General features: G+C 45.3%; 16 protein-coding genes and 1 pseudogene. 1 reads left to right on the forward strand and 16 read right to left on the reverse strand.

What is annotated here, in order from left to right:
* Positions 1 to 5 precede the first annotated feature (5 nt).
* Together QFZ77_RS35475 and QFZ77_RS35480 are read right to left on the reverse strand one after the other, a co-directional pair.
* Positions 6 to 581, reverse strand: coding sequence for a TetR/AcrR family transcriptional regulator (locus tag QFZ77_RS35475; RefSeq protein WP_307448013.1), 576 nt, complete (start codon positions 579 to 581; stop codon positions 6 to 8).
* Positions 582 to 725: 144 nt separating this feature from the next.
* On the reverse strand, positions 726 to 1106 hold the full coding sequence (locus QFZ77_RS35480; protein ID WP_171693625.1) for an ATPase: 381 nt from the start codon (positions 1104 to 1106) through the stop codon (positions 726 to 728).
* A gap of 204 nt (positions 1107 to 1310) precedes the next feature.
* On the opposite strand from QFZ77_RS35480, the gene QFZ77_RS35485 reads away from it, so the two are divergent.
* Positions 1311 to 2702, forward strand: a complete 1392-nt coding sequence (locus QFZ77_RS35485; protein WP_307448017.1) for an MATE family efflux transporter — start codon at positions 1311 to 1313, stop codon at positions 2700 to 2702.
* A gap of 64 nt (positions 2703 to 2766) precedes the next feature.
* Here QFZ77_RS35485 and QFZ77_RS35490 read toward each other — a convergent pair whose 3' ends face one another.
* The 14 genes and pseudogenes from QFZ77_RS35490 to QFZ77_RS35555 form a co-directional block, all read right to left on the reverse strand.
* Positions 2767 to 4005, reverse strand: a complete 1239-nt coding sequence (locus QFZ77_RS35490; RefSeq protein WP_307450072.1) for an alpha-L-fucosidase — start codon at positions 4003 to 4005, stop codon at positions 2767 to 2769.
* Between the two features lie 62 nt (positions 4006 to 4067).
* Positions 4068 to 6906: pseudogene (locus QFZ77_RS35495) on the reverse strand (glycoside hydrolase family 3 protein).
* A 108-nt stretch (positions 6907 to 7014) separates the two neighbouring features.
* A complete protein-coding gene (locus tag QFZ77_RS35500) occupies positions 7015 to 8706 on the reverse strand; it encodes an ABC transporter substrate-binding protein (protein ID WP_307448021.1) in 1692 nt (563 codons plus the stop codon).
* 69 nt (positions 8707 to 8775) lie between these two features.
* The gene (locus tag QFZ77_RS35505) at positions 8776 to 9669 is read right to left on the reverse strand and encodes a carbohydrate ABC transporter permease (RefSeq protein WP_307448024.1); all 894 of its coding nucleotides are present in this window, start codon (positions 9667 to 9669) and stop codon (positions 8776 to 8778) included.
* Between the two features lie 54 nt (positions 9670 to 9723).
* Positions 9724 to 10686: an ABC transporter permease gene (locus QFZ77_RS35510; protein WP_373462702.1), complete on the reverse strand. Its 963-nt coding sequence runs from the start codon at positions 10684 to 10686 to the stop codon at positions 9724 to 9726.
* 179 nt (positions 10687 to 10865) lie between these two features.
* Positions 10866 to 12398, reverse strand: coding sequence for a response regulator transcription factor (locus QFZ77_RS35515; RefSeq protein WP_307448027.1), 1533 nt, complete (start codon positions 12396 to 12398; stop codon positions 10866 to 10868).
* Positions 12399 to 12403: 5 nt separating this feature from the next.
* Positions 12404 to 14188, reverse strand: a complete 1785-nt coding sequence (locus tag QFZ77_RS35520; protein ID WP_307448029.1) for a sensor histidine kinase — start codon at positions 14186 to 14188, stop codon at positions 12404 to 12406.
* Between the two features lie 165 nt (positions 14189 to 14353).
* Entirely contained in the window at positions 14354 to 15199 is an 846-nt protein-coding gene (locus tag QFZ77_RS35525) for a carbohydrate ABC transporter permease (RefSeq protein WP_307448032.1), read from the reverse strand.
* A 12-nt stretch (positions 15200 to 15211) separates the two neighbouring features.
* Positions 15212 to 16198 (reverse strand): carbohydrate ABC transporter permease, encoded by a 987-nt coding sequence (locus QFZ77_RS35530; protein ID WP_307448035.1) that lies wholly within the window; start codon positions 16196 to 16198, stop codon positions 15212 to 15214.
* A gap of 48 nt (positions 16199 to 16246) precedes the next feature.
* Positions 16247 to 17593 (reverse strand): ABC transporter substrate-binding protein, encoded by a 1347-nt coding sequence (locus tag QFZ77_RS35535; RefSeq protein WP_307448038.1) that lies wholly within the window; start codon positions 17591 to 17593, stop codon positions 16247 to 16249.
* A 114-nt stretch (positions 17594 to 17707) separates the two neighbouring features.
* Positions 17708 to 19315, reverse strand: coding sequence for a response regulator (locus QFZ77_RS35540; protein ID WP_307448041.1), 1608 nt, complete (start codon positions 19313 to 19315; stop codon positions 17708 to 17710).
* Complete coding sequence (locus tag QFZ77_RS35545; RefSeq protein WP_307448044.1) at positions 19312 to 21036, reverse strand: sensor histidine kinase; 1725 nt, start codon at positions 21034 to 21036, stop codon at positions 19312 to 19314. Before QFZ77_RS35545 ends, QFZ77_RS35540 begins: the two co-directional genes overlap by 4 nt.
* 270 nt (positions 21037 to 21306) lie before the next feature.
* Positions 21307 to 21798 (reverse strand): NanQ anomerase/TabA/YiaL family protein, encoded by a 492-nt coding sequence (locus QFZ77_RS35550; RefSeq protein WP_307448047.1) that lies wholly within the window; start codon positions 21796 to 21798, stop codon positions 21307 to 21309.
* A gap of 132 nt (positions 21799 to 21930) precedes the next feature.
* Positions 21931 to 22260: a 2Fe-2S iron-sulfur cluster-binding protein gene (locus QFZ77_RS35555; RefSeq protein WP_307450077.1), complete on the reverse strand. Its 330-nt coding sequence runs from the start codon at positions 22258 to 22260 to the stop codon at positions 21931 to 21933.
* Between the last annotated feature and the right edge of the window lie 95 nt (positions 22261 to 22355).

Here is a 22355-nt window from a genome sequence, read left to right on the forward strand (position 1 = left end):
GAAAATTACTGAATCAGAAAGTTAGCAAAATATAACTGCAGCGTGTTCATAATCCGCTCGTCGGTTAATGGCACGTTCTGTTTCTGCTTCTCCCAATCAAAAACTAAAGCGACATACAGCTTGAATAAAATGAAAGCCGTCATCTTCGGGTCACAGTTCTTCATCGTGCCGTTATGTATCGCGCGTTCCATATGTTCACTCATGAACTGGATCACTTCTGTTTCGATACTGGCCAGCGCTTCGATCGTTACCGGACTGCCAAATTGTTGAACCTCGTGAGCCAATTGGATGAGCAGCTCATGCTCTTTGCGAAAAACGAGAACCCCATAAATCGCACTATGAATTTTCTCAAAGGGTGTTAACCCCTCTGCAATTGCTTTATCGGCGACTGCTTTCATCTCGGCAATTAACGACTGTACAATTTCATGCAAAAGATCTTCCTTATTCGCGAAAAACGTATAGATCGTCGCTTTACCGACACCAGCTATTTTGGCGATTTGATCCATCGTTGTACCTTTGTACCCAAAAAGTGAAAAAGATTTCTTCGCTGCTTCCATAATCATCAATTTTTTGGCATCCATTTGCGCACCTCAGAACTAGAATACTAAAATAGTTTTATGTTCGGATATTAATGTACCACCATTTCATGATTTTAGCAACAAAATTAAAAAGCAAAACCCGCACTAGTGAGCACTAGGCGGGTTTGGTGTTTGATGAAACATGTATTAAATCCAGGCCTTCAGGCCGATTTGTTTAATGAAGTCTTCGGTTGATTGAACATCTTTGTCTCGTTCTACTTCCTGTTGTCCACTTGGCTCACCGTTCATAATTTTACGAAACAGCTCTTCGTTCTTCGTTGCAAGCGCGAAATCGATTAATGCTTCTCTCTCGACTTGGTCCGCCTGCTGATGGAGAAGAACTTCTTCAAGCTCGATATCTGACGCAGGTACGTAATAGTGTTTATTATCCTTGGGGACACGAACGACGTAGTCGAAAATGTTATCGTTATTCCGGTCGTATGCAATAATATATCCATATCCGCCTATAGGCAGATTCTGTTCTAAACTATCGGCAATTACTATTATTTTCTCACCAAGACGAAGCATCTGAATTCCCCCCACCTATATAAACCCACAATCTATAAGTCAACCAGACTTACCCTCTACTCTACTAAAAAAAATAGATGGTGTCCAATTGATAGAGGGATCATTAGTAAAATACGCTATTATTTTTGGAATGAGATGGAAGAAGGTATAATGAATGAAAAACTTTAAATGCAATTATCTGAATGAATAACAAGGAGATTCCACATGAGCGAGAATACCACTAAGAAGCCACGCCCATCTTTGACGGAAGGCCCGATTGCCAAGACGTTGATCTTATTTTCGTTACCGATTTTGTTAGGAAACGTGCTTCAGACGCTTAATGGTTCTATCAATGCTATATGGATCGGAAAGTACCTCGGTGAAGGTGCGCTAGCGGCGACATCAAATGCCAACATTATCATGTTCTTCTTAATTAGCTCTATCTTCGGCATTGCAATGGCAGCCGTTATCATGATTGGTCAAAATCTCGGTGGACAAAAGGTAGAAGAAGCTAAAAAAGTTGTCGGCACCAGTGCCGTCTTTTTCCTCATTCTTTCCATTGTCGTCGCCTTATTCGGTCTGCTTTTCTCCCACACCATTCTGGGGTGGATGAATACACCTGCAGATGTTAAGGATCTTGCAGTTACATACACGCGAATCATTTTCGCTGGTGTTCCATTTATGTTCGGCTTTAATCTCATCATGGCCATATTACGGGGTTCAGGAGACGCCAAGACACCTTTCTATTTCCTGTTGTTGTCTGCCGTTTTGGACATTGTGCTTAATCCAGTGCTAATTCAAGGCATGGGACCTTTTCCGAAAATGGGGATAGCCGGCTCGGCTGTCGCTACCTTTGTGGCTCAGCTGATAAGCTTCGTGCTGTTGATTGTATATTTATATCAGAAAAAGTATTTTCTACGTATTACGAAAAAGGATATTCCCCTGCTTCGCATTAATTGGATGATCATACGGACTCTGATTCAAAAAGGACTGCCGATGGGATTAAATATGGTCGTGGTTTCCCTAAGCAACTTAATTCTCATCCATCTCGTGAACTCCTATGGTTCCGAATCGACCGCTGCCTTCGGCGTTGCGATGCAAATATCCAGCTATGTGCAAATGCCAGCAATGGCGATCGGAGGAGCTGTGACTTCCATGGCCGCACAGAACATTGGTGCTGGAAAATGGGATCGGGTGAATCGAATTACGTGGACCGGTGTTGGGGTTAACATCATGATGACGGGACTTATCGTCGTTATTCTTCATTTGTTCAACCGTGAGGTCGTCAGTTTCTTCCTTCCTCCTGAGGGCAAAGCTATTGCAATTGGGGTACATATTAATAATATAACGCTATGGTCGTTTATTATTTTTGGCGTATTTAACGTCGTTGCTGGCGTAGTTCGTTCTGCAGGGGCTGTTGTGTTCCCGCTTATTGTTGCCTTTATTGCCCTGCTGCTTGTTCGAATTCCGCTTGCTACTGTACTGGCGAACAAATATGGATTTGATGTGATCTGGTGGAGCTTCCCGGTAAGCTTTAGTGTAGCGGCAACGCTAAACTTGCTTTATTACCGCTTTGGTAAATGGAAGCAGGCGAGGATGCTTACGAGTAAAGTGTAGAAAAAAAGTCTGCTGAGCCAGTACATAGGGCTTGGGCAGACTATTTTTTATCAGAAAGTATGAGTTAAGCAATATCCGCTTCCGCTACCCGCACGACAAAATCCATACCGTAGGGATACCCCGAGGCGTAAAAACTGAACAAATCCACATCCTGGTTTTGAACAAACGGCAAAGACTCCCCATTGTCCAGCCACTTTACGGAACGAATCGAATCCTTTAAACCCGTAAACGCCCTTGGACCAATCCCGCCTCCACCAACTGTGACATTGGAATGTCCGTTCGATCCCAAGTCGTGAACAAAGAAGTATAATTTCCCGTTGTCTCCCTTCAAGGCAAAATCAGCCCCTACACCTTGGATGCTGGACGGAGTTACGCCATAAATGGCTTCCTCATACATGTGTACCCAAATTCCCATGGTTTCCAATAAAAATTTTTGCAACGAATCCACCATTCCCGAACCGGTAGGACCAATGTTCAGAAGATAATTAGCTCCTACTTTCCTGCAAACGCAAATGGTTTCGATTAACTGCTTCACGGATTTGGTCTGAAAGTCTTTTAACCCGTACCCCCAATGATTATTAATGGTCTGGCTCATTTCTGCTGCGACGTACTTGCTCCTGCCCCCACGATCGAGCGGGGTCGGCCGTCCTTGCTCGAAAGTCACACTGTCAATCTCCGGGTGACCGTATTCCCCTTGATGATGCAGCCCGGAATTATTGACAATAATCGCCTCCGGCTGATACTTGCGAATCATGCCGTATAACTCATCCTCCCTCCAATCAGCCAAAGGTTTGTCCCAGTTACCATCAAACCAAAACCCACCAATCTTCCCATAATGCTTGCACAGAACCTCTACAGATTTTATTAAATAGTCCAGATAGGCGTTAAAATCCTCATGGTAACTTTCCTGATACCAGTCGATTGTCGTGTGGTAGAAAAACGGAACAATTCCTTCCTCCCGGCATCCATCCACAAATTCAGCAATGAGATCGCGTCCGGCGGGACTGTGAGGGGCATCATAGTCAGAAAGCCCCCTTGTATCGTACAAGGAAAAGCCGTCATGATGGCGAGTCGTAAGCACGATATACTTCATTCCGGCTTTTTTCGCTAGACTCGCAATCGTTTTTGCATCAAAATCCTCAGCCGTGAACGTATCTTTCAGCTTCTGATACTCAGCTTTGGGGATTCGATCAATGTTCATGACCCATTCCCCTCGACCCAACTGCGAGTATAATCCCCAGTGAATAAACATGCCGAAGCCCATACGTTCGAAGGCAGCTACATGCTGTGAAGGCTCGGGAATTCAGTTCGAATTCATATTTCCATCTCCTCCTTTGGTTTGCGAGCGCTCTCGAATTAAAAGCCTTAGCTGGAGCTGTATAACCGGAACCAGCTAATTTGCACAGTTCCATCGAAGATCAGATAGACATCGCGGATTCCGGCAGCACCTGACAGTTCAGCCTTTACCGTCGTCCAAGCCTGCCAACCGCCAGTAGGTGACACGGCACAGATGCCTATAAGCCGTCCATCTGGCGCGTCGAGACGGATTTCGATCTTCGCACCCGCTTCTGCTTGGGCAACCCGAGCTTCAAACGCATCCACTCCGCTGCCTAAATCGGCGTTCTGAAAGGCTATCCAGGCTGCAACGCCATGATTGCGAAGGCTCGCTCCTCCGCCTTCGCAGCACGCGTCCAAGTAGACGCCTTCATAGTCGTCATAGTTCGCGGCACGAACGGGATTATCCAACTTACGCGCTGGAATCGTTTCTCCATGCACGGAAAAAGATGCCTCCGCGAGCAAACTGCCTGAAGAAGAGCCAACCATTACCGTGTAAGCACCGCTTTCCACACAATACCGATCACGCGTTACATCCCAAAAAGCAAGCTCTGCCATTAGAAGTGTAAACGTTACGATTTCGCTTAGACCGGGCAGCAGATGCACGCGCTGGAATCCTTTCAATGTCTTAAACGGACGTTGAACGCGAGATTCGTTGGCGCGAGCATACAGCTGGACAACCTCATCTCCAGCGAGATTTCCGATGTTTTCTATGCGGATAGTGACCTCCAATTGTCCATCAGAGTTGATCTCTGCGTCACTAAGCCGCAGATCGCTATATTGAAAATCGGTGAAAGAACGCCCGTGGCCGAAAGGATAGAGTACTTCACCATCAAAGTACTGATACGTTCGTTTCCCTTTGATGATGTCATAATCCATCAAATCCGGCAGCTGGTCCGCAGAGCGGTACCAGGTCATGTTAAGTCGGCCCGCCGGATTATAATCGCCGAACAACACATCAGCGACAGCGTGCCCGAGTTCTTGTCCGGCGTGAGAGCTGTAGAGCATAGCAGGGATATGCTCATCTTCCCAGACCACGGCAAACGGGTAGCTGCCGACGATAACCACGACCGTGTTCGGATTTGCTTCGAACACGGCGCGAATGAGCGCTTCCTGCGCAGGCGGAACGCGTCAGGTCTTGACGATCAACGCATTCCTTACCGTTGATGAACGGGTTGTTGCCGACGAAGACCACGGCGGCTTCAGCGGATTTAGCGGCATCCACCGCTGCGCGGATGCCGTCCTTCACGACGTCGATCTCGAAGCGATCGGCGTCACCCGACTGACCGGCTCCGCCGCTGACGGTCAGCTGCCCGCCCTCGCCGGCCGCTACCGGATGGCCGGCCCATGACTTCATCGCGGCTTCGGCGCCGTCCAGCGCCTCGAAGCCGAAGGCTTCCTTGACGAACCAGCCGCGGGCTTCGTCGGCAGTTGCCGCGAGTCGGCCGTCATCCGTCTCGGTGACGAACTTACCGCTGTCGGCGGAGCGCAGCGTGACGCTGCCCCAGCCCCAGTCAGCGCGGTCGAACAGAGCCGCGTCGGCCGCGTCTGTGCGATCGGCTGCAAGCAACTGATGTGCTTCATTACTAAGCCCAACGTACGCGCCAACAGCCTTGTTACGAAGTCTTATTCTATCGGAAGCCTCTTCAAAGATGACTGTCTTCCCAGCCATCTTCTCTTGAATCCCTTGCACTGGTGTGATTCGATAGGCAGGCGTGCCGCTGTACCAATCCGTATAAACGGTATTCGCGAGCGGCCCTATGACAGCAATGCTCTCCAATCCTCTTTTAAAAGGGAGAGATCTATCATTCTTAAGCAATACGATCGATTCACGTGCAGCACGTAAGGATAATTCCGAATGCTCTGGTGCACATAGTTTGGACTCTGGTGTATTGGCATACGGGTTGCCTTCCTCTGGATCAAACTCCCCTAGTCTGAATCGGACACGAAACGTATTGCGCAGAGCCTGATTCAAGTCCTCTTCATTCAATAATCCTTGCTCTAGCGCGTCGTGAATGGCTCGAAGCGAAATCTCCTGATCGTCCGTTATGCTGTCAATGCCGTTCTTGATCGATTCCGCAACCGCTTGGGCGTAAGAATGCATGTGTTTATGCTCGCGCACCGTGCCTAGAACATCGCCCGCATCGCTGACAACAAAACCCTTCATCCCCCATTCACCCTTCACAATCTCGTTCACATCGGGATTCAGATTGCAAAGTGTGCCGTTGACGGCATTGTAAGCCGTCATCATCGAGAGTGCACCACCCTCTTTGAAAGCTGCCTCAAATGCTTTCAGGTAATATTCCCGCATATTGCGCGGATCCATGCTGACCGAACATTCACCCCTGTCAATTTCGTTATTATTGCCTAGGAAATGCTTTAATGTAGCAACCGCCTTCAAATAAAACGGGTGCGGTCCTTGCATGCCTTTTACCAACTCTGTAGAAATCCGTCCTGTCAGATAAGGATCTTCTCCATAAGCCTCCTCCGTACGCCCCCAACGAGGGTCACGTTCCATATCAACGGTCGGCGCCCATATCGTAAGTCCATTAATCGCAGGATTCCTCTGAAAATATACCCTTGCTTCATCACCGATTGCTGAGCCAATCTCACGAAGCAAATCTGGATTCCATGTACACGCCAGGCCGATATTTTGCGGGAACACTGTCGCTTCGCCCAGCCATGCGATCCCATGTGCCCCCTCCGTCCCATGCTTATATGGCTTTACACCAAGGCGGGGAATTTCCGTTTGATACTGGCACATTAGGTTTATTTTTTCTTCTAGGGTGAAACGGGAAACCAAATCAATAACACGCTCTTCGAGCGGTAATTCCGTGTTTTGGAACAGCAAAGTCGTATCTATGTTCATACCTAATTCACCCCTTATAGTTTTAAACGTTTACCATTCTTGCCTGCACCACTTATTTGAAAAAGAGCCCGTGAGACACGGACCCTTTCATCAATTTATGCCATACTTCTATTCGTTCCAGAGCTTCACTCTGTCTTTCACCAACTGTGTGAATTGTTCACCCATTTTCTTCACGCCGACTTTCTCCAGATCTGCCATGAAAGCATCCCATACTTTATCGAAGTCTTCCGGCTTCGCCAGAATCGCCTCTGGGATCCGTTTTTTCATAATATCTTCGGATTTTTGGAATGTGACTTGTATATCGGAGCCTGTTGGCATCGAAATTCCCCAAGCAGCGCCGTACTTTCTAACTGGGAATTCTCCATCTTTTGGCCACAGATCTTTATAAGTTGTAACATTATAAGCTTTCAATGTTTCAAGGTCTGCTTTTGTATAGTTCTTTTGGATTTGTTCAGGGAAACTAGTCGTATAGTAGTTGCCGGTAGGATCTTTAACTCCATCACCATAGCGTGCGGACAGAAAGTAGTTTCCGATTCCATTTTCTTTCTTATAGCCGCTCGGGTTGTTGGTTTTTTTGTCCTGCGCTTCAGGTGTAAGTACACGCTTGCCATTTTCCACCTTGTAGTCGACGCCTTCAATGCCCCAGTTAACCAATACTTGGCCTTCATCCGACGCCAACCAATCCAGAAACTTGATCGCACGAACGGGATCTTTCGCTTTCGTTGTAATACCGATTCCCCAGCCTGCTAAATAACCTGTATCCTGGAAGGAGTGATCTTTTATATTCTCATTCAAAGTTACTGGGAAATGCGCATAGGTTTGATCCAACTTGCCGTCTTTCTTTAAGACGTTTTCGCCGTCGCCATACTCCCAATTTTGGTCAATCAGACCAAGCACTCGGCCGCTGGCTATTTTCGCTTTATATTGATCGTATTTTTGCACAAAGCTTTCCGGATCGAGCAATCCGATACTGTTCATATGATTAAGCCATTTGAAATACTCTTTTTCTTCAGGACGCAGGAAATGGTACTTGGCTTCATACGTATTTTGATCGATATTGAACTCGCCGTCATCTGGAGCTCCTGTTGTGTAGAACGCCGGGTTCGTCACAGAGATCAGAATACGCCAGTCGTCTGCTAGCAAAGACAATCCGACTGTTGGTTTTCCATCCATGGTTGGATGCTTTTCTTTGTAGGCTTTTATAGCGTTCTCATAATCCTGCACGGTCTTGATTTTCGGATAACCAAGCTCTTTTAAAACCTGATGCTGAAGTTCAAATCCACCCCCAGCATCAAAATACTTTTGGTTCACTCCTGCGGATGGAAGCACATAAATAGCGTGATTATCATTGCTGTAACGGAGCCTTTTCAAATAATCGCCATACACTTTTTTGATGTTCGGACCGTATTTGTCGATTAGAGGCGCAAGATCCACCATAGCACCGGCATCGATTAGCTTTTGCACATCACCTTTCCCACTAATCAGATCGGGGTATTCACCACTGGAAGCCATTAGAGCAATTTTTTGATCTGCAGCGCCTACCGGGAATTCTTCTTTAAGCGTTACTCCGGTTTTTTCTTTAATTTTCTTACCAACTCCGGATTGCATATCGTCCCAGTCTGCATTCGGATCAGCGCTAAACATAGAAAAAGTTATCGGTGCCAATTCATTTGAATCAGCTGCCTTCGTACTGCCTGGTGTTGAAGATGCAAGATCTGAAGCGTCTTTGGAGCAGCCTGTCACGGTTACGATAGCTGCAGTAAGCAAGACTGCTGTTATTGTCGCGGCTTTCTTTCTCATGGTTTGTAGTCCTCCCTTTATATGTACAATCTATTGAATCACAGGAAACCCTGTCATTACCACATCCCTTTAACTCTTTACAGCACCAAGCGTAATCCCTTTAACAAAATATTTTTGTAAAAATGGATATACAAGTAAAATGGGTACGGAGACAACCATTGTAATCGCCATTTTAATGGACTCAGGTGAAACCTTCGCCACATTTTGCATAACATTGGGATCATGTGATTCGTTGCCACTTTGTGTACTCTGGAGTACTTTCATTAACTCATACTGCAGGGTGGTCAACTTTTCATTCGAGCTGTTATATAGAAATGTATCGAACCAAGAGTTCCAATGTCCTACAGCAATGAACAAAGCAATCGTTGCTAGTACCGGCTGACAGAGCGGCAATATAACCTTCCAATAAATAGTGAAATCATTGGCTCCATCGATTTTTGCCGATTCTTGCAAAGCATAAGGCAGCCCATCCATATAAGATCGAATGATGAATACGTTCCAAACTCCGAGGATACCAGGAATGATATAGACCCAGAACGTATTAATCATGTGCAGATCACGCATCAACATATAGCTAGGAATCAAGCCGCCTGAAAAATAGAGTGTAAGTGCAAACAACATGGAAATCGGTTTACGAGCTTGGAAATCTCTACGTGACAAAACAAAAGCGACCATCGATGCACTACCTACACCAAGAATGCAACCGATTACTGTGCGCAGCACGGAGTTTTCGAATCCTCTGATTAGACCTGGAAAACGAAAGATAGACTGATAGTTTTGCAAGGTGAAAGCGCGAGGCCAAATATGTATACCGCCCCTCACCGTATCGACAGAATCATTAAGGGATATAGCTAATACATTCAAGAAAGGATATAAGGTAGCAATTGCTGCTAAAATCATAAGAATGTAGAGAAACAGATCGAAAACAATATCGAAGTAGTTTCTCCTGAGTAATACTTGCATGCTCCCACCTCCTAAAAGTTTTGCTTTAGCAAAACTAGCATCATAAGCATAAGTTTAGATAATCGTTTCTTTAGTAACTTTCTTATAGATGGTATTGGCTGTTATGACAAGAACAATACTTACGACTGAACTGAAAATACCAACCGCGGTACCAAAGGAAAATCGTCCTAATTGAATCCCATATTTAAGCGCATATAATTCCAGCACTTCCGCATAGTCGAAAACGAGCGAGTTTTGCAGCTGAAACTGCTTTTCAAAACCGATGCTGATCAAATTGCCAATCGACAAAATGAATACAACCATGAATGTGGTACGAATACCTGGCAACGTAATATGCCAAATGCGGCGAAATCGACCCGCGCCATCCACGGTGGCTGCTTCATACTGCTCCTGATCTATACCCGCCATGGCTGCAAGGAAAATGATCGAATTCCAACCGGTTTCCTTCCACATATCGGAAGCGGTTACAATCCCCCAGAACCAAGTGCCTTTGGCCATAAACTGCACAGGTTGATCGATGATATGAAGCTTCATAAGCAGTTCATTAACGGCACCTCCGTCAATAGAAAGCATCTTGGTCACCAAGCTGGCTACAACAACCCAAGATACGAAGTGAGGCAAATAGGAAATGGTTTGAATGGAACGTTTGAACAATTGCCCCTTGAGCTCATTCATCAGAATAGCAAACACGACAGGTACTGTAAAACCAACGACAAGCCCCATGGTACTCATACCCAGCGTATTCTTTAATGCGTTGTAAAACCGCTCATCCATAAACAATTGTTTGAAGTTATCGAATCCGACCCATTGCTGCTGCAGAATCGATTTCCCAGGCTTGAATTTCTGGAATGCCATTAACCAACCCCACACAGGCACATAATTAAAGATGATCACGTAGATGACAAAAGGGATCGACATCATATAAAGATAGCGCTGTTGAACCATCGTTTTCCAAAACTTCGAAGACTTTTTCCGATCCGTAAGGTGGATGGTCGTCTCCGTAGATAGCGTTTTCATAGTATCCCTCCGTTTATCTTATATCTCTATCATACTGGATGATTCCCATTCAAAAAACCACCCTAATTCAGCTTCAAATCATGTCAAAATAGCGCTTTCAAGAATTCGGTTACATAGGGATGAAATAAAAGAGATTGCCTCCTATCCAGTTCTCAGGCTAGATAGAAAGGGCAATCTGTTCAATTCTTCTTCCCTTTAAACGAGGAAGGCGATTCGCCTACATATTTCTTAAACTTGCTGTGAAAATAATCTGCATTAGCATATCCAACACGCTGAGCGACTTGATGGACCTTGTGCCCTTCACCCAGCAGCTCAATCGCTTTCTGGATGCGGATTTGATCCAGGTAGGTGTGAAAGTGTGCGCCGGTATAGTTTTTAAAGATTTTACCTAAGTATCCGCTTGTATAATTAAACAACTCCGCTAACGTATCCAATTTTAAATTCTCAGCATAATGCCGCTCGACGAAATCCATAATCTGCTTTAACAAAGGTTCATTACTAGAGACACTAATCTGGTTGGTCAAGTCACATAACTGTTGACGGATGCGATTTTGGATGGCGGACAAGTTCGGCTGCTCATAAATTTGCGCAATGATGGTCATGGCATTCTGCACGATGGTGTACGTTTTATCGTTCAGCCCAGCCAGCTTGTTCAATACCATAGAGATCAGCTGTGCATAGTTCGTTTTTAAGCCATGCTCGCTGCTATCATAGGTGATAAGCTCTGCTCCGGCAAGTTGGAGCAAGTGTTCCAAGTTTTCTTTATTCCCCATATCCATTGCGTAGTAGATCTTCTCGGCTAAGGAGACGATGTCTAAAGCTGACAGATGCTCGCTTGCTTGAATGACATCATGCTGAGCAATAAGCTCATCGCCATAGAGAAAATGCTTCGTAAGCAGGTTCGCTGCTTCTCCGAAGGAAGTGCTAACTTCATTACTTTGCTTAACTACACGACCTATGGCACTATGGAAGATATGCTCAGGCAGAGCCGCCTTTATCTCACTGTAAACACGACTCCTTGCTCCTTCATCCACAATGGGCTCCGTTAAAAGAACACCAATATAGGGGTTCGCTGTAAAGACAACACCTCTTCGCTTTTTGGTCTCAAACAAGTCGATTAAACGTTGTTGGATTAAGGCGTAGATGCGAGAATCAGTCTTTTGTGACTGAGCCAGTTGGAGCAGCAGGACTTGATATCCTCCTGCTGATGCTCCAATTAGAGCTTCAACATTATCCGGTATGGACCGCTGGTTATCATCCGCTGCTATTAAAGCTTGTATGCATTCCTCTCTACGCTGCGCCTCACTTTTTACACTAAATTGGGATAACTCCTCTTGCTTCTGAAGATACTTATAAATCCGCATTAATTCAACCACAATCTCTTCTTCGTCCACTGGCTTGAGCACATAGCCATCCACCTGTCCGATAATCGCTCTTTTCGCGTAATCGAAATCCGCATATCCGGTGAGGATAAGAAACCTGCAGGCAGCATCCGTTTTGCGAATTTCCTCAATGACCTGCAGCCCATCCATTACCGGCATGCGAATGTCAATGATAATTAAATGCGGCGCCAACTCTGCATACTTGCTCATCGCTTCTCGGCCGTTCATCGCATCACCTACAACCTGAAAGCCATAACGCTCCCAATCGATCAATGTCTGCAAGCCCGCGCGAATCATAGGTTCATCGTCGACAATTAACACTTTGTACATTCTTCTCACCCCTGAATTGGTATCGAAAAATAAATGCGTGTCCCAAATACCTCATTAGAAATAATCGTCAAGCCATAGGTGTCGCCATACATTAATTTAAGCCTTTGGTGCACGTTACGCATGCCAATACGATGCTCTTGTTTGTCCTGGGTGTCGCTCATCGACTCCGTAATCTCCATCAGTCTAGATTCACTGAAACCAACCCCATTATCGATTACTTCAATACGCAAATGATGACCTTCTATCGTCGCATGAACCTTCAAAATTCCGTTTTCCTCCATATACTCCAAACCATGAATGACCGCGTTTTCAACAAGTGGCTGTACGATCAGAGGGGTAATCATCATGTCGCTAACTCCCTGATCCAAATGAATTTCATACGTCAACCGATCTCCAAACCGGAACTGCTGTATATCTAAATAACAACGAATCATGTCAAGCTCATCCTTGAGTGGAATTAGACCCCCCATGATTTCAAGCTTTTTGCGCATTAGCTTGCCCAGCGTTCGAATGATGCCGGAAATTTCTGCTTCGCCTTTCAGATGGGCTTTCATTCGAATCGATTCCAGCGCGTTAAACAGAAAATGCGGATTGATTTGACTCGCCATCATCCTCAGCTTAATCTCTTTTTGCCGCAGTTCTAACTGATTGTTTATTCGGTTTGACTCATGAACCTCGTCCATCAACTCCCGAATGCTTCGGACCATGTTATTGAACTGTCTAGCGAGCATGCCAACCTCATCATGCCCATCAATTTCTGAAGTAACATGCAGATCTCCTAGCGCCACTTTATTGATCTGTTTGTTCAACTGAAGCATTCTGGACGTTAACATGTTGGAAAAGAAATAAATGAGGACAAAGGCTACAAGTAAACTCGCTAACGTAATGTACAAACCCATATAGCTGATCTTGTTGGCTTTGCCAACGATACTCTCGACTGTGAATACGGATACAATTCGCAAGCCTCTATCACTTAACGTCGGTATGAGGTCGTTGATGAGAACTTTAGAATCTCTTTCTTTGAACCGCGTCTGGTACGTGCCTTCCGGCTTATTCAGAAAGTCTTTGGCGAAATCCAATTCATTTAAGTTTTTGCCGACCCATTCCGTGTTCTTAGCAGCAACGATATTTCCAATGCCATCCAAAATCATCGTATCAAATAACTCTTGACTAACGATCGCATTTATTTCGTCAGGATTAACATCAATCACCAGCACACCACTGGTTCGGTAGTTCGGGAAATAAATCCTTTTTACCAAACTAAGCACTTTTCGATTATTTTTCGTTTCATCCCCGATATAGTACCAACTGATCTTCTCTGTTTTTTTATTCATTGCTTCCTGGTACCAAAAAGACTCCAGAATCGCAGGGGAAGGCTGTATGAAATTCCAATTGTTTAGCGTTGTTGGATTCGTTGTGTAGAGCCGGATATTGTAGACCTCTTTATACAGCTTTACAAAATCGGTAAAATCCTGGAACTCTTTATAAGCGCTTACAACTTCATAAATGGATTGATATTGCGTGTTAACTACACGTTCCAACCGCGGATCAATCATCAGTTTGTTCGAAATCTCAATCGGAATCCGGAGAATGTCGGATGCACGCTTATTAATTTTCTCCACGTTATTGGATGTCTGTCCAATCGCATCATTGAGCACCGATTGCCGAAATGCGTTCGTCAGGAACACACCCACGATCAGTACCGGAATGACCACGACCAAAATAAACGCGAGAATAATTTTATTTTTAATCCGAATATTATTCGTCTTCTTCATGAAGTATTGGAGCATCGTCATCACCACTCGGCGCGAGAAATTTGTCGTACTTTTTATTATAATACAGTTTCATGATAACGGACTACAGGTGAGATTAGGCAGATTATCATGTCAAAATTAAAAACCTTCCGAAGCCATGTGAGATGACTTGGAAGGTTCTATGGTTGAGATGGGACTTTATTAGCCTTTGACGGCACCTGCCGTCATACCGTCAATAAGGAATCGCTGCATGAAGACGAACAGGATGACGACCGGCAGTACGGATAAGACAGAGGCAGCCATAATACTACCCCAATCCGTCATGTATAACCCTTTAAACAGGGTGATGCCGGGCGTAAGGGTGCGATGGGCTTCATCATTAATGAACACAAAGCCAAACATAAATTCATTCCAAGCATTCACGAAAGCAAATAACGCGGTAGCAATTAAGCTTGGTATGGAAACCGGAAGGATAATCCGGAACAGGATGCCTACTCTCGAGCAACCGTCAATTTCGGCCGATTCCTCCATCTCGTACGGGATGGAATCGATGTAACCTTTTAGCATAAAGGTACAAAGTGGTACCATGAAGGTCGTATAGGCCAAAATCATCGAGTAATACGTGTCTAGCAAATGATAATTTTTCATCAGTAAATACAAGGGAATGAGCAGCAACACGCCCGGGACCATTTGGGACAGCAGCATCGTTATACTCACAGCCTTCACACCACGGTAGGAGCTGAACCGACTTAAGGCATAGCCAGCAAAAATCGAGATAATCAGCGAAAGGATCGTTGTCGTCGCCGCGACATACATGGAGTTGCCGAAAAACGTGACAAATTTGGATTCCAACAGCACCCGCGAGAAATTACCAAACGTTAGGTTATTAATCATAAATGTCGGGTGACTAGTCCGGACTTCTTGGATTGGCTTTAATGCCGTATCTGCCATCCATAGGAATGGAAACAGGCAGTAGGTTGCAAGAATGACGAGTACACCGTAGGTGAGTACTTGCAGCCAAAACTTTTGCTTCTTGCTCATAAGCATGCCATGCACCTCCTATTTTAGGCTATTTTTTTTAGCGGATCGGACGTACAGCAAGAGAAAGGCAACCATCATAAAACCAAGCATCATCGAAGCCAAGGCCGAGGCTGCGCCTACATCGTACTCTTTCATCGCATAGCGGTAAATCATCACAGGCAGTGTTTCCGTCGAATTAAAAGGGCCGCCTTCCGTCATGACCCAGATAAAGTCAAAATTGATGGCTGTCCATATGATATGCACAAACACGAGTACCAGGGAGACGGACTTAAGCTGGGGCAGCACAATGTTGAAAAATCGCTTGGTGACACCCGCTCCGTCGATCGCCGCGGCTTCAATCATTTCTTTGGAAACCGACTGCAGGCCGGCGAGCAGACTGATTGTATAGAAAGGAAAACTTCTCCATATGTTGACGAAGGTTACGGTTAAAAGTGCTGTATTGATTTCGCCCAGCCAATAATAGGGCTTATCGATTATTCCCAGCTTCACCATCCAAATGTTCATAATGCCGTAGTCCGGTGCGAGCATCCATTGCCAAGTTAGTCCGGCAACAACGATCGGTACGACCCATGGGATAATAATAATACCGCGAAAAATGGCTCTACCTTTCAAAGGCTGATTTAACGAAACAGCGGAAATAATACCGAGCAAATACTCTCCGATCACAGATAATACCGTCCAAACAACCGTGTACCTCAAAGAACTCCAAAAATTCTCATGCTGAATAACCTCTTTATAATTATCCCAACCAGCAAACCCATGAATCGTTTTATTCACTAGGTTTTTGAAATGAAAGCTATCCCATATGACCGTTATCAAGGGATACGCAATGAGCAGCAGAAAGAAAACTAGGGCAGGCAGCACGAACAGGTTGGCTATCAGTCTTGTTTTACGTTCGCGCCCGAAAAGGGATTTTCTTCCCGGGTATGTTCGATTTTCTATCGTTTCTCTAATATCCATATTCTCCACCGTTATCACCATTTTTGGGTAAAGTAAAGCAGGCATAGTCAGGGTATGCCTGCTTGGTATTGGGTCTTACTTTATGGTTAAACTCTATTTCGAGCTCAACTCTCCGGATTTCTTCAAGTCATTGTTGATCGCTTCAGATAACCATTTCGCGACGTCTTCAGGCGCATCGTTTTTGATGAGGGCACGTGCAATCGAATCTTCCATATCTTTGGTAATTCCACCTAGCGAAACACTAGGGAATACGACGCCTGTCGAAGCTAATTCTGTAAATCCTTTGCCCCAAGGGCTGTCGCTGACCACGTCAGAACGCGGTGAATTGGTTGGGCGAATGTTAGTTTGCCAATCTTTGCTCATAATAAAGGCAGCAAATTCAAAAGCTTCTTTCGGATGCTTACCCGATTTATACAAGTAAAGCGGGCTCACCTCAAGGAAAGTAGCTGATTTCTTTTTGGATGGCGGAGCCGTTACCTTGACATCCTTCATTTCCTCCGGATTCTCTTTGCTGCGTCCTTCAATCCATGGGCCGTTGACAACCATCGCATATTGACCTTGCGCAAAATTCGTATCCTCTTCCTGCCAGCCCCATGTCTTCGCTTCGGACCTGATCGCTCCTTTAGCAAGCAGATCTTGGTAGAACCGATAAACCTCACCTGCGCGTTTCAACTCATCGGCGTTGTCTTTCCATGTGTTCTTGAATTTACCATCATCCATTTTCTTCGCTATGACCAGGTCATTTTGCGCAAATAAGGAGAGGAGTTCTTGTGGGGAGCGAACTCCCGCAGCCGCAATACCGAATGCTTCTTTGCCGGTAGCCTGCTTCACTTTACCTGACATGGCGAGCAATTCGTCCCATGTTTTCGGCGGTGCATCGTAGCCTGCTTTCTTCAGCATGTTCTCGTGATACAGTAATGCGCGAATACCTAGGTATTGAGGGAGCGCGAGCACTTTGCCTTCCGCTGTAAGGGAGGCCATGACATTCGGATAAACTTTATCCTTGTCGCTCCATGCATTATAAGAAGCCGTCAGATCTTGGAGGGCATCCATTTTCATGAACTCTCCAAACCATTCGCTAAGTCCCCAGCTTAGATCAGGCGCGTTACCCGCATTAATCGCCGCAATCAGCTTATCATGCAGCACATCAAACGTAATGAGTTGTACGTTAATCTTAATGTTTGGATGAGCTTCCTCAAATTTCTTGATCTGTGCTTTGGTCTTCGTCTCTTCTTCCGAATTCGGTGACCAAGCTGCCCAATAGTCCAGCTTCACCGGCTCTTGATTAGCTGCAGTCGTTGCTGCAGCTTCTTGTTTTTTTGGAGCCTCTGTCGGGCTGCCCCCATTAGCTGCTGTGTTGTCGGACTTTGCACATCCTGCCAGAACCGAAAGCGCTACGATACCTGACAATACTGCTGGAACTATTCTTTGATTTGCCATACGTCCAAGTCCCTTCCTTTATCCCATTGTTTGTTGGTTTTGCTTACATTCTTATTGTACAAAGGGATGATCGCCTGCAACATGTGACAATACTCAGAACAAAGTGGAAAATATTCAGATGTCATTATGCAGCTGGGCTCGATATTGTTTGGGAAGTAGGCCTGTCGTTTTTCGAAACACTTTGCTAAAATACCGCTGGTCCTGATAACCTACACGCTCAGCTATTTCATAGGAGGTCAAACCACTGCTTGCAAGCAGCAGCTTAGCCTGATCCATACGAACCTTCGTCAAATAGTCGGAAAAGTTTTCTCCGGTGACGCTTTTGAACATGGAACAGAAGTAATTTTTATTGAGATAAAAATGCCGCGCAATGCTTTCCAGATTAACCGACTGGTAGTTGTCTTCCACATACTGTTTGATGCTGTAAATAAGCTGCTTTCCGCTCTTCATTTTGTGGTTGTTCGTGACGCTTTTGAGCAGTTGATCCATTATGCTGCGGAGCAGTCGTTGAACTTGATTCACTTTGAGTTCCTGAACACCCGTTCTTGCCTCCTGAAGCCAGAGCGGAATTTGCTCTGAGCGGTGTGAAGCGTGTGCAATTTTATCAACCAATAAAGTAGCTGCCTGCTTGAAGTCTTGCAAGCTCATGGTCGCCATTGCCTGCTGATGAAGGGCCTCTTCGAGCTTTCGCAGCAAACCAGCCTCGCTGTCGATCGTCCCTGTATCGACTAAGCATTCAAGCAGGACTTGCAGCTCCTTCCATTCCCTGGACTCGACCTGCCCTGCTTTATCCGGTTCCTCGCCATAACGTACGATCGTCTCCTGCGTACCGAAACGGATCGTTTCCATTGCATGGACACCTTCGAAATAAGCGGTCGTGAGCGCATCTATGCGCTGCTTCTGGACACTGATACCGATCAGGGCGCGCACACGCAAACAGGTTGTTAATGACAAATGAATGCGTCTGGCCCACTTCATGACGTCATAGAACGTTCCTTTGGCCTCACATACCGCGACAAATTCATTCGATTTATGCAGGTTGCGATACACAGTACCGCCCTGTTCCTGCAAGATTTCCTCCAAAATGTTTCGTGCGGCAAAGTAAAAGATGGATCGATCCCCGCGATAACGATCTTGAATATGCTCATCCAGATCGATAAGGTGAATAACAAGGGTATGGTACTTATATTCCGGCAGCGCCAAATACAGCTGCTCGGCGCGCACAAAAATGTCAATCTCGTCCTTAATCCGCCCCGCTACAATTTGGCTTAACAGCTCATCCCGCATGAGCACAATCCCTTGATTCAGGACCGCTTTTTCATTGATTTGCTCGATCCTCCGATTTGAGTCCAAAGCGAGCTGTTCTACGGCCCTGCTTAATGTGCGAATCAACTCCACCTCTTGCAAAGGCTTCAATAAATAGTCGAACGCATCCAGCAAAAAAGCAGGCCGAGAATATTGAAAATCACCGTATCCGCTAAGTACGATGACCTTGCCCGTAAATTGTCCGCGTTTCATCCATTCCATAAAGCTGAGCCCGTCCAGCAGCGGCATTTTGATGTCTGTAATCACAATATCCGGGAGATACTGCTCAACCATAAGACAAGCTTCCTCGCCATGATAGGCATCACCTACGATTTCCCAGCCTAATTGTTGCGCAGGTATACATGCTTTCAATTGTTCATGAATGGCTTCTTCATCATCGACAATGAGTATTTTCATCGGGCGACCCCTTTTCTCACATCCGTAACCTCTTCCCGAAGGGGAAGCTCAATCACAACGATCGTCCCCTTGCCTTCTTTACTTAATAGACGAAGTCCAAAGTCCTTCCCGCACAGCAGCTTCAAGCGTGTTTGCACATTATGAAGACCAATGGAATCGCTGGTTTTATTCAAAAGATCTTTGACCGACGGTGGCATACCCGCTCCGTTATCTACGATATAGATGCGAAGCTTGTTCTCACCCCGGTCCTCTCGGACATAAACCTTCAGTATTTTCTTGGACTTTCGGGAAGGAATTAAGCCATGATCGATGGCATTTTCAATAATCGGTTGGAGAATCAGCTTCGGAACGTACACGGTCTGCATCGCCTCTTCCAAGCGGATATTAATGCGTAAAATTTCCGGATAACGCTTGTTGATAATATATAAATAATTGCGGATATGCCGAATCTCTTCTCTCAGCGTTACCCACTCTTCCTCAATATTCATATTGTAGCGATACATATTGCTCAGGCACTGGCAGATGATCTTCACATCCGGCGCGTTTTGAATCATGGCGATACTGGACATCGTCTGCAGGGTGTTATGCAGGAAATGCGGTGAAATTTGGGCCTGCAGCGCCTTAATCTGCACCTCTTTATTCACAAGCTGGAGCTTCAAATCATGATCGATCAGCTGCTCTATTTGTTCCGCCATCTGATTAAACTGATTACCGAGAAAGCCTATTTCGTCCTGCGTAAGCACGTCCGTTCTAGCGGTATAGTCACCAAGTTGAATCCGAGCCATATTGCGATGGAGCAAAACAATCGGCTTCGTTATACCGAAGCTAAGCGTCAGCGAGAACCCAATCATCAAGATAAAAGCAAGAATAATGACGGCAATCGCTACATTACGGAAAAAGAGCAAGCTAGGATTGATCATGTAGGTATACAATAGCTTCCAACCCAATTTCTCAAAATTCGTTGTAACCAGCTTACTGCCCGGCGCCAATGAGCTATCTTCCAGCTTGGCATTGATTTGGTTAACATCCGTATGATAAACGATCACTTGCGAAGCGTTCGTCAAGATAACCTGGCCTTTGTAGTAGGTATTGTATTTTTCAATACGCTGCTGCAGTGAAGTGCCTTGAATATCAATAACAAGTAGACCCACGCGCTTTCCCCGGTAATTTAAGGGGTGCAGGTATTGGTAGATGGGTTGCTCATAGAAACTTTGCCTATGGTAAACCAGAAGTGGTCCCTGTTCACTGCTTTGTTCCATCATATCCATGAGGCTGTTCAAATATTTCGGGTCTAAACCGGAAAAAGAGACCGGTATATAGGAGAAAAAGCTGCCTGCTGACTCCCCCTTGGAGTTGACCAAGTAAATACCGAGAATATCTTTGAGCTTGGAATTGTAATACATGCCCCAGAACAAATCTCGCGTGTCGCGAAGAGTATCATAATTTCGGCTGTTATCCGGCTGGTAATCGGCACCTCGTCGTAAGCTTTCGAGTAGATCAAAATTGTAATATACCCGATAGGCCGTATCATATAAATCTTGATTGTAGTCTTCGATTTGGCTTTTCATATCTTGCGAAATGCGAGACTGGGCCTGCTCAGCATCATTACGAATGGTTTGTGACACCTGATACAATATAATGCCGGCCAGAATCGTGATCGGTATCCCTGTTGTCAGCAGCATCGCCATTAAAATTTTCATCCGAATTCGTTTGATTTTCATCGGGTCACTTTCCTTCTGTATGCATGGGATAACCTAGTAATGAAACATATTTCTCGGTATAAGGGTAAAATCCTTTTCTTCGCTCAGGCGAATCGGCGAGAAGACCACCTGCGTTTAAGCAAGTGGCCTTTAGGTCACTTATTAAGTATAAAATAGCTTGGCTCATAACGGCATGAGACAATGTTCAGAGGCATGTGGAAAATATTCAGTTACTAAAAAAACTTTCCGAAGACCTATAAGAGGCTGGGAAAGTTCAGTGGAACTGATAAACTACAACTGCAAGAGATCTTTATGGATTTTAATAACAATCTTCTTATTCGTCTTGACCTCGGAAATGGAGCAGTTCGGACGGTGGATATCCGATGGGAAGCAAACCGCAAACATGCCTGGTTTCAAAAGAATCTCGGTTTCTTGCTGCGAAGGATCCGATTCGTAAAAGGCGATATCATGCGAGTCGAACTTATTATCGACCACTTTGGCGTCAGGATGGAGCTTGTAGAAACAAAGCTTTTCCTCGCCGCTGACCAGAAATTGAATATCCGTATATATTACATGAGACTCAGGCATTTGCTCCGCAGATGGTCGGGTCACAACCTCCTGCACATTGGCAAACATAAGATGACCATTATCGCCTTCTAGGTCATATCTACCCGCTTCCGCTTCACCTAAGTTGCGATTCAGAATGTAATCGATACCTCGTCCAACCGCTGTGGGCCACAGATGGCGTTCTTGTTCAAAATGCCTAACGTCGCTAATAATCATTCGATACATGACTCCTTTTGATACACTGAATAAAATACTACTTTTACTATAGCCTATGACGAAAAAAAAGACCCGCTTTTTTTAGAAAAGCGAATCTTTCTTCGTTCTATTAATCGAGATGAAATGCGAAAATTACTCAGCAGGACGCGGACCAGGATCCATACCTGTTTCAGAAGCCGTCATTAACGGTTTAACCGTGAGCTCAGCATGTACATGAATTTGGCAGGATAAGCGGATATTGTCTTCCGTGATTCCTTTAGTCTCTCGAATAGCAGCCTCTGTCGAATTCATGGGACCAGCATCCCCCTCAATGATTTCAACACGGCAGGTTGCACATCTGGCGTTACCCCCACAGCGATGCAAAATGTCTACCCCTTGGTCCATGAGGGACAAAACGAGCTTTTTTCCTTCTTCAGCCTCAAATGTTTCTGCTTCTTTCCCTATAACTTGAATCATCGGCATCATAAATTCCTCCTTTTTAACCTTTGTTGCCTAATTGGCGTCATAGCAAACACGAAGCAAAAAAAAACGTTCACACCATTGACGGTGAATGATCC

The organism is Paenibacillus sp. V4I3, from assembly GCF_030817215.1.
GTDB lineage: Bacteria > Bacillota > Bacilli > Paenibacillales > NBRC-103111 > Paenibacillus_E.

Excerpts from the sequence above, each read along its gene's own strand:
- QFZ77_RS35535 (WP_307448038.1), bottom strand. The coding sequence starts at position 17,593 with ATGGCAAATCAAAGAATAGTTCCAGCAGTATTGTCAGGTATCGTAGCG.
- QFZ77_RS35505 (WP_307448024.1), bottom strand. The coding sequence starts at position 9,669 with ATGCAAGTATTACTCAGGAGAAACTACTTCGATATTGTTTTCGATCTG.
- QFZ77_RS35530 (WP_307448035.1), bottom strand. The coding sequence starts at position 16,198 with ATGCCTGCTTTACTTTACCCAAAAATGGTGATAACGGTGGAGAATATG.
- QFZ77_RS35480 (WP_171693625.1), bottom strand. The coding sequence starts at position 1,106 with ATGCTTCGTCTTGGTGAGAAAATAATAGTAATTGCCGATAGTTTAGAA.
- QFZ77_RS35520 (WP_307448029.1), bottom strand. The coding sequence starts at position 14,188 with ATGCTCCAATACTTCATGAAGAAGACGAATAATATTCGGATTAAAAAT.
- QFZ77_RS35515 (WP_307448027.1), bottom strand. The coding sequence starts at position 12,398 with ATGTACAAAGTGTTAATTGTCGACGATGAACCTATGATTCGCGCGGGC.
- QFZ77_RS35545 (WP_307448044.1), bottom strand. The coding sequence starts at position 21,036 with ATGAAAATCAAACGAATTCGGATGAAAATTTTAATGGCGATGCTGCTG.
- QFZ77_RS35485 (WP_307448017.1), top strand. The coding sequence starts at position 1,311 with ATGAGCGAGAATACCACTAAGAAGCCACGCCCATCTTTGACGGAAGGC.
- QFZ77_RS35555 (WP_307450077.1), bottom strand. The coding sequence starts at position 22,260 with ATGCCGATGATTCAAGTTATAGGGAAAGAAGCAGAAACATTTGAGGCT.
- QFZ77_RS35540 (WP_307448041.1), bottom strand. The coding sequence starts at position 19,315 with ATGAAAATACTCATTGTCGATGATGAAGAAGCCATTCATGAACAATTG.
- QFZ77_RS35510 (WP_373462702.1), bottom strand. The coding sequence starts at position 10,686 with ATGAAAACGCTATCTACGGAGACGACCATCCACCTTACGGATCGGAAA.
- QFZ77_RS35475 (WP_307448013.1), bottom strand. The coding sequence starts at position 581 with ATGGATGCCAAAAAATTGATGATTATGGAAGCAGCGAAGAAATCTTTT.
- QFZ77_RS35500 (WP_307448021.1), bottom strand. The coding sequence starts at position 8,706 with ATGAGAAAGAAAGCCGCGACAATAACAGCAGTCTTGCTTACTGCAGCT.
- QFZ77_RS35525 (WP_307448032.1), bottom strand. The coding sequence starts at position 15,199 with ATGCTTATGAGCAAGAAGCAAAAGTTTTGGCTGCAAGTACTCACCTAC.
- QFZ77_RS35550 (WP_307448047.1), bottom strand. The coding sequence starts at position 21,798 with ATGATTATTAGCGACGTTAGGCATTTTGAACAAGAACGCCATCTGTGG.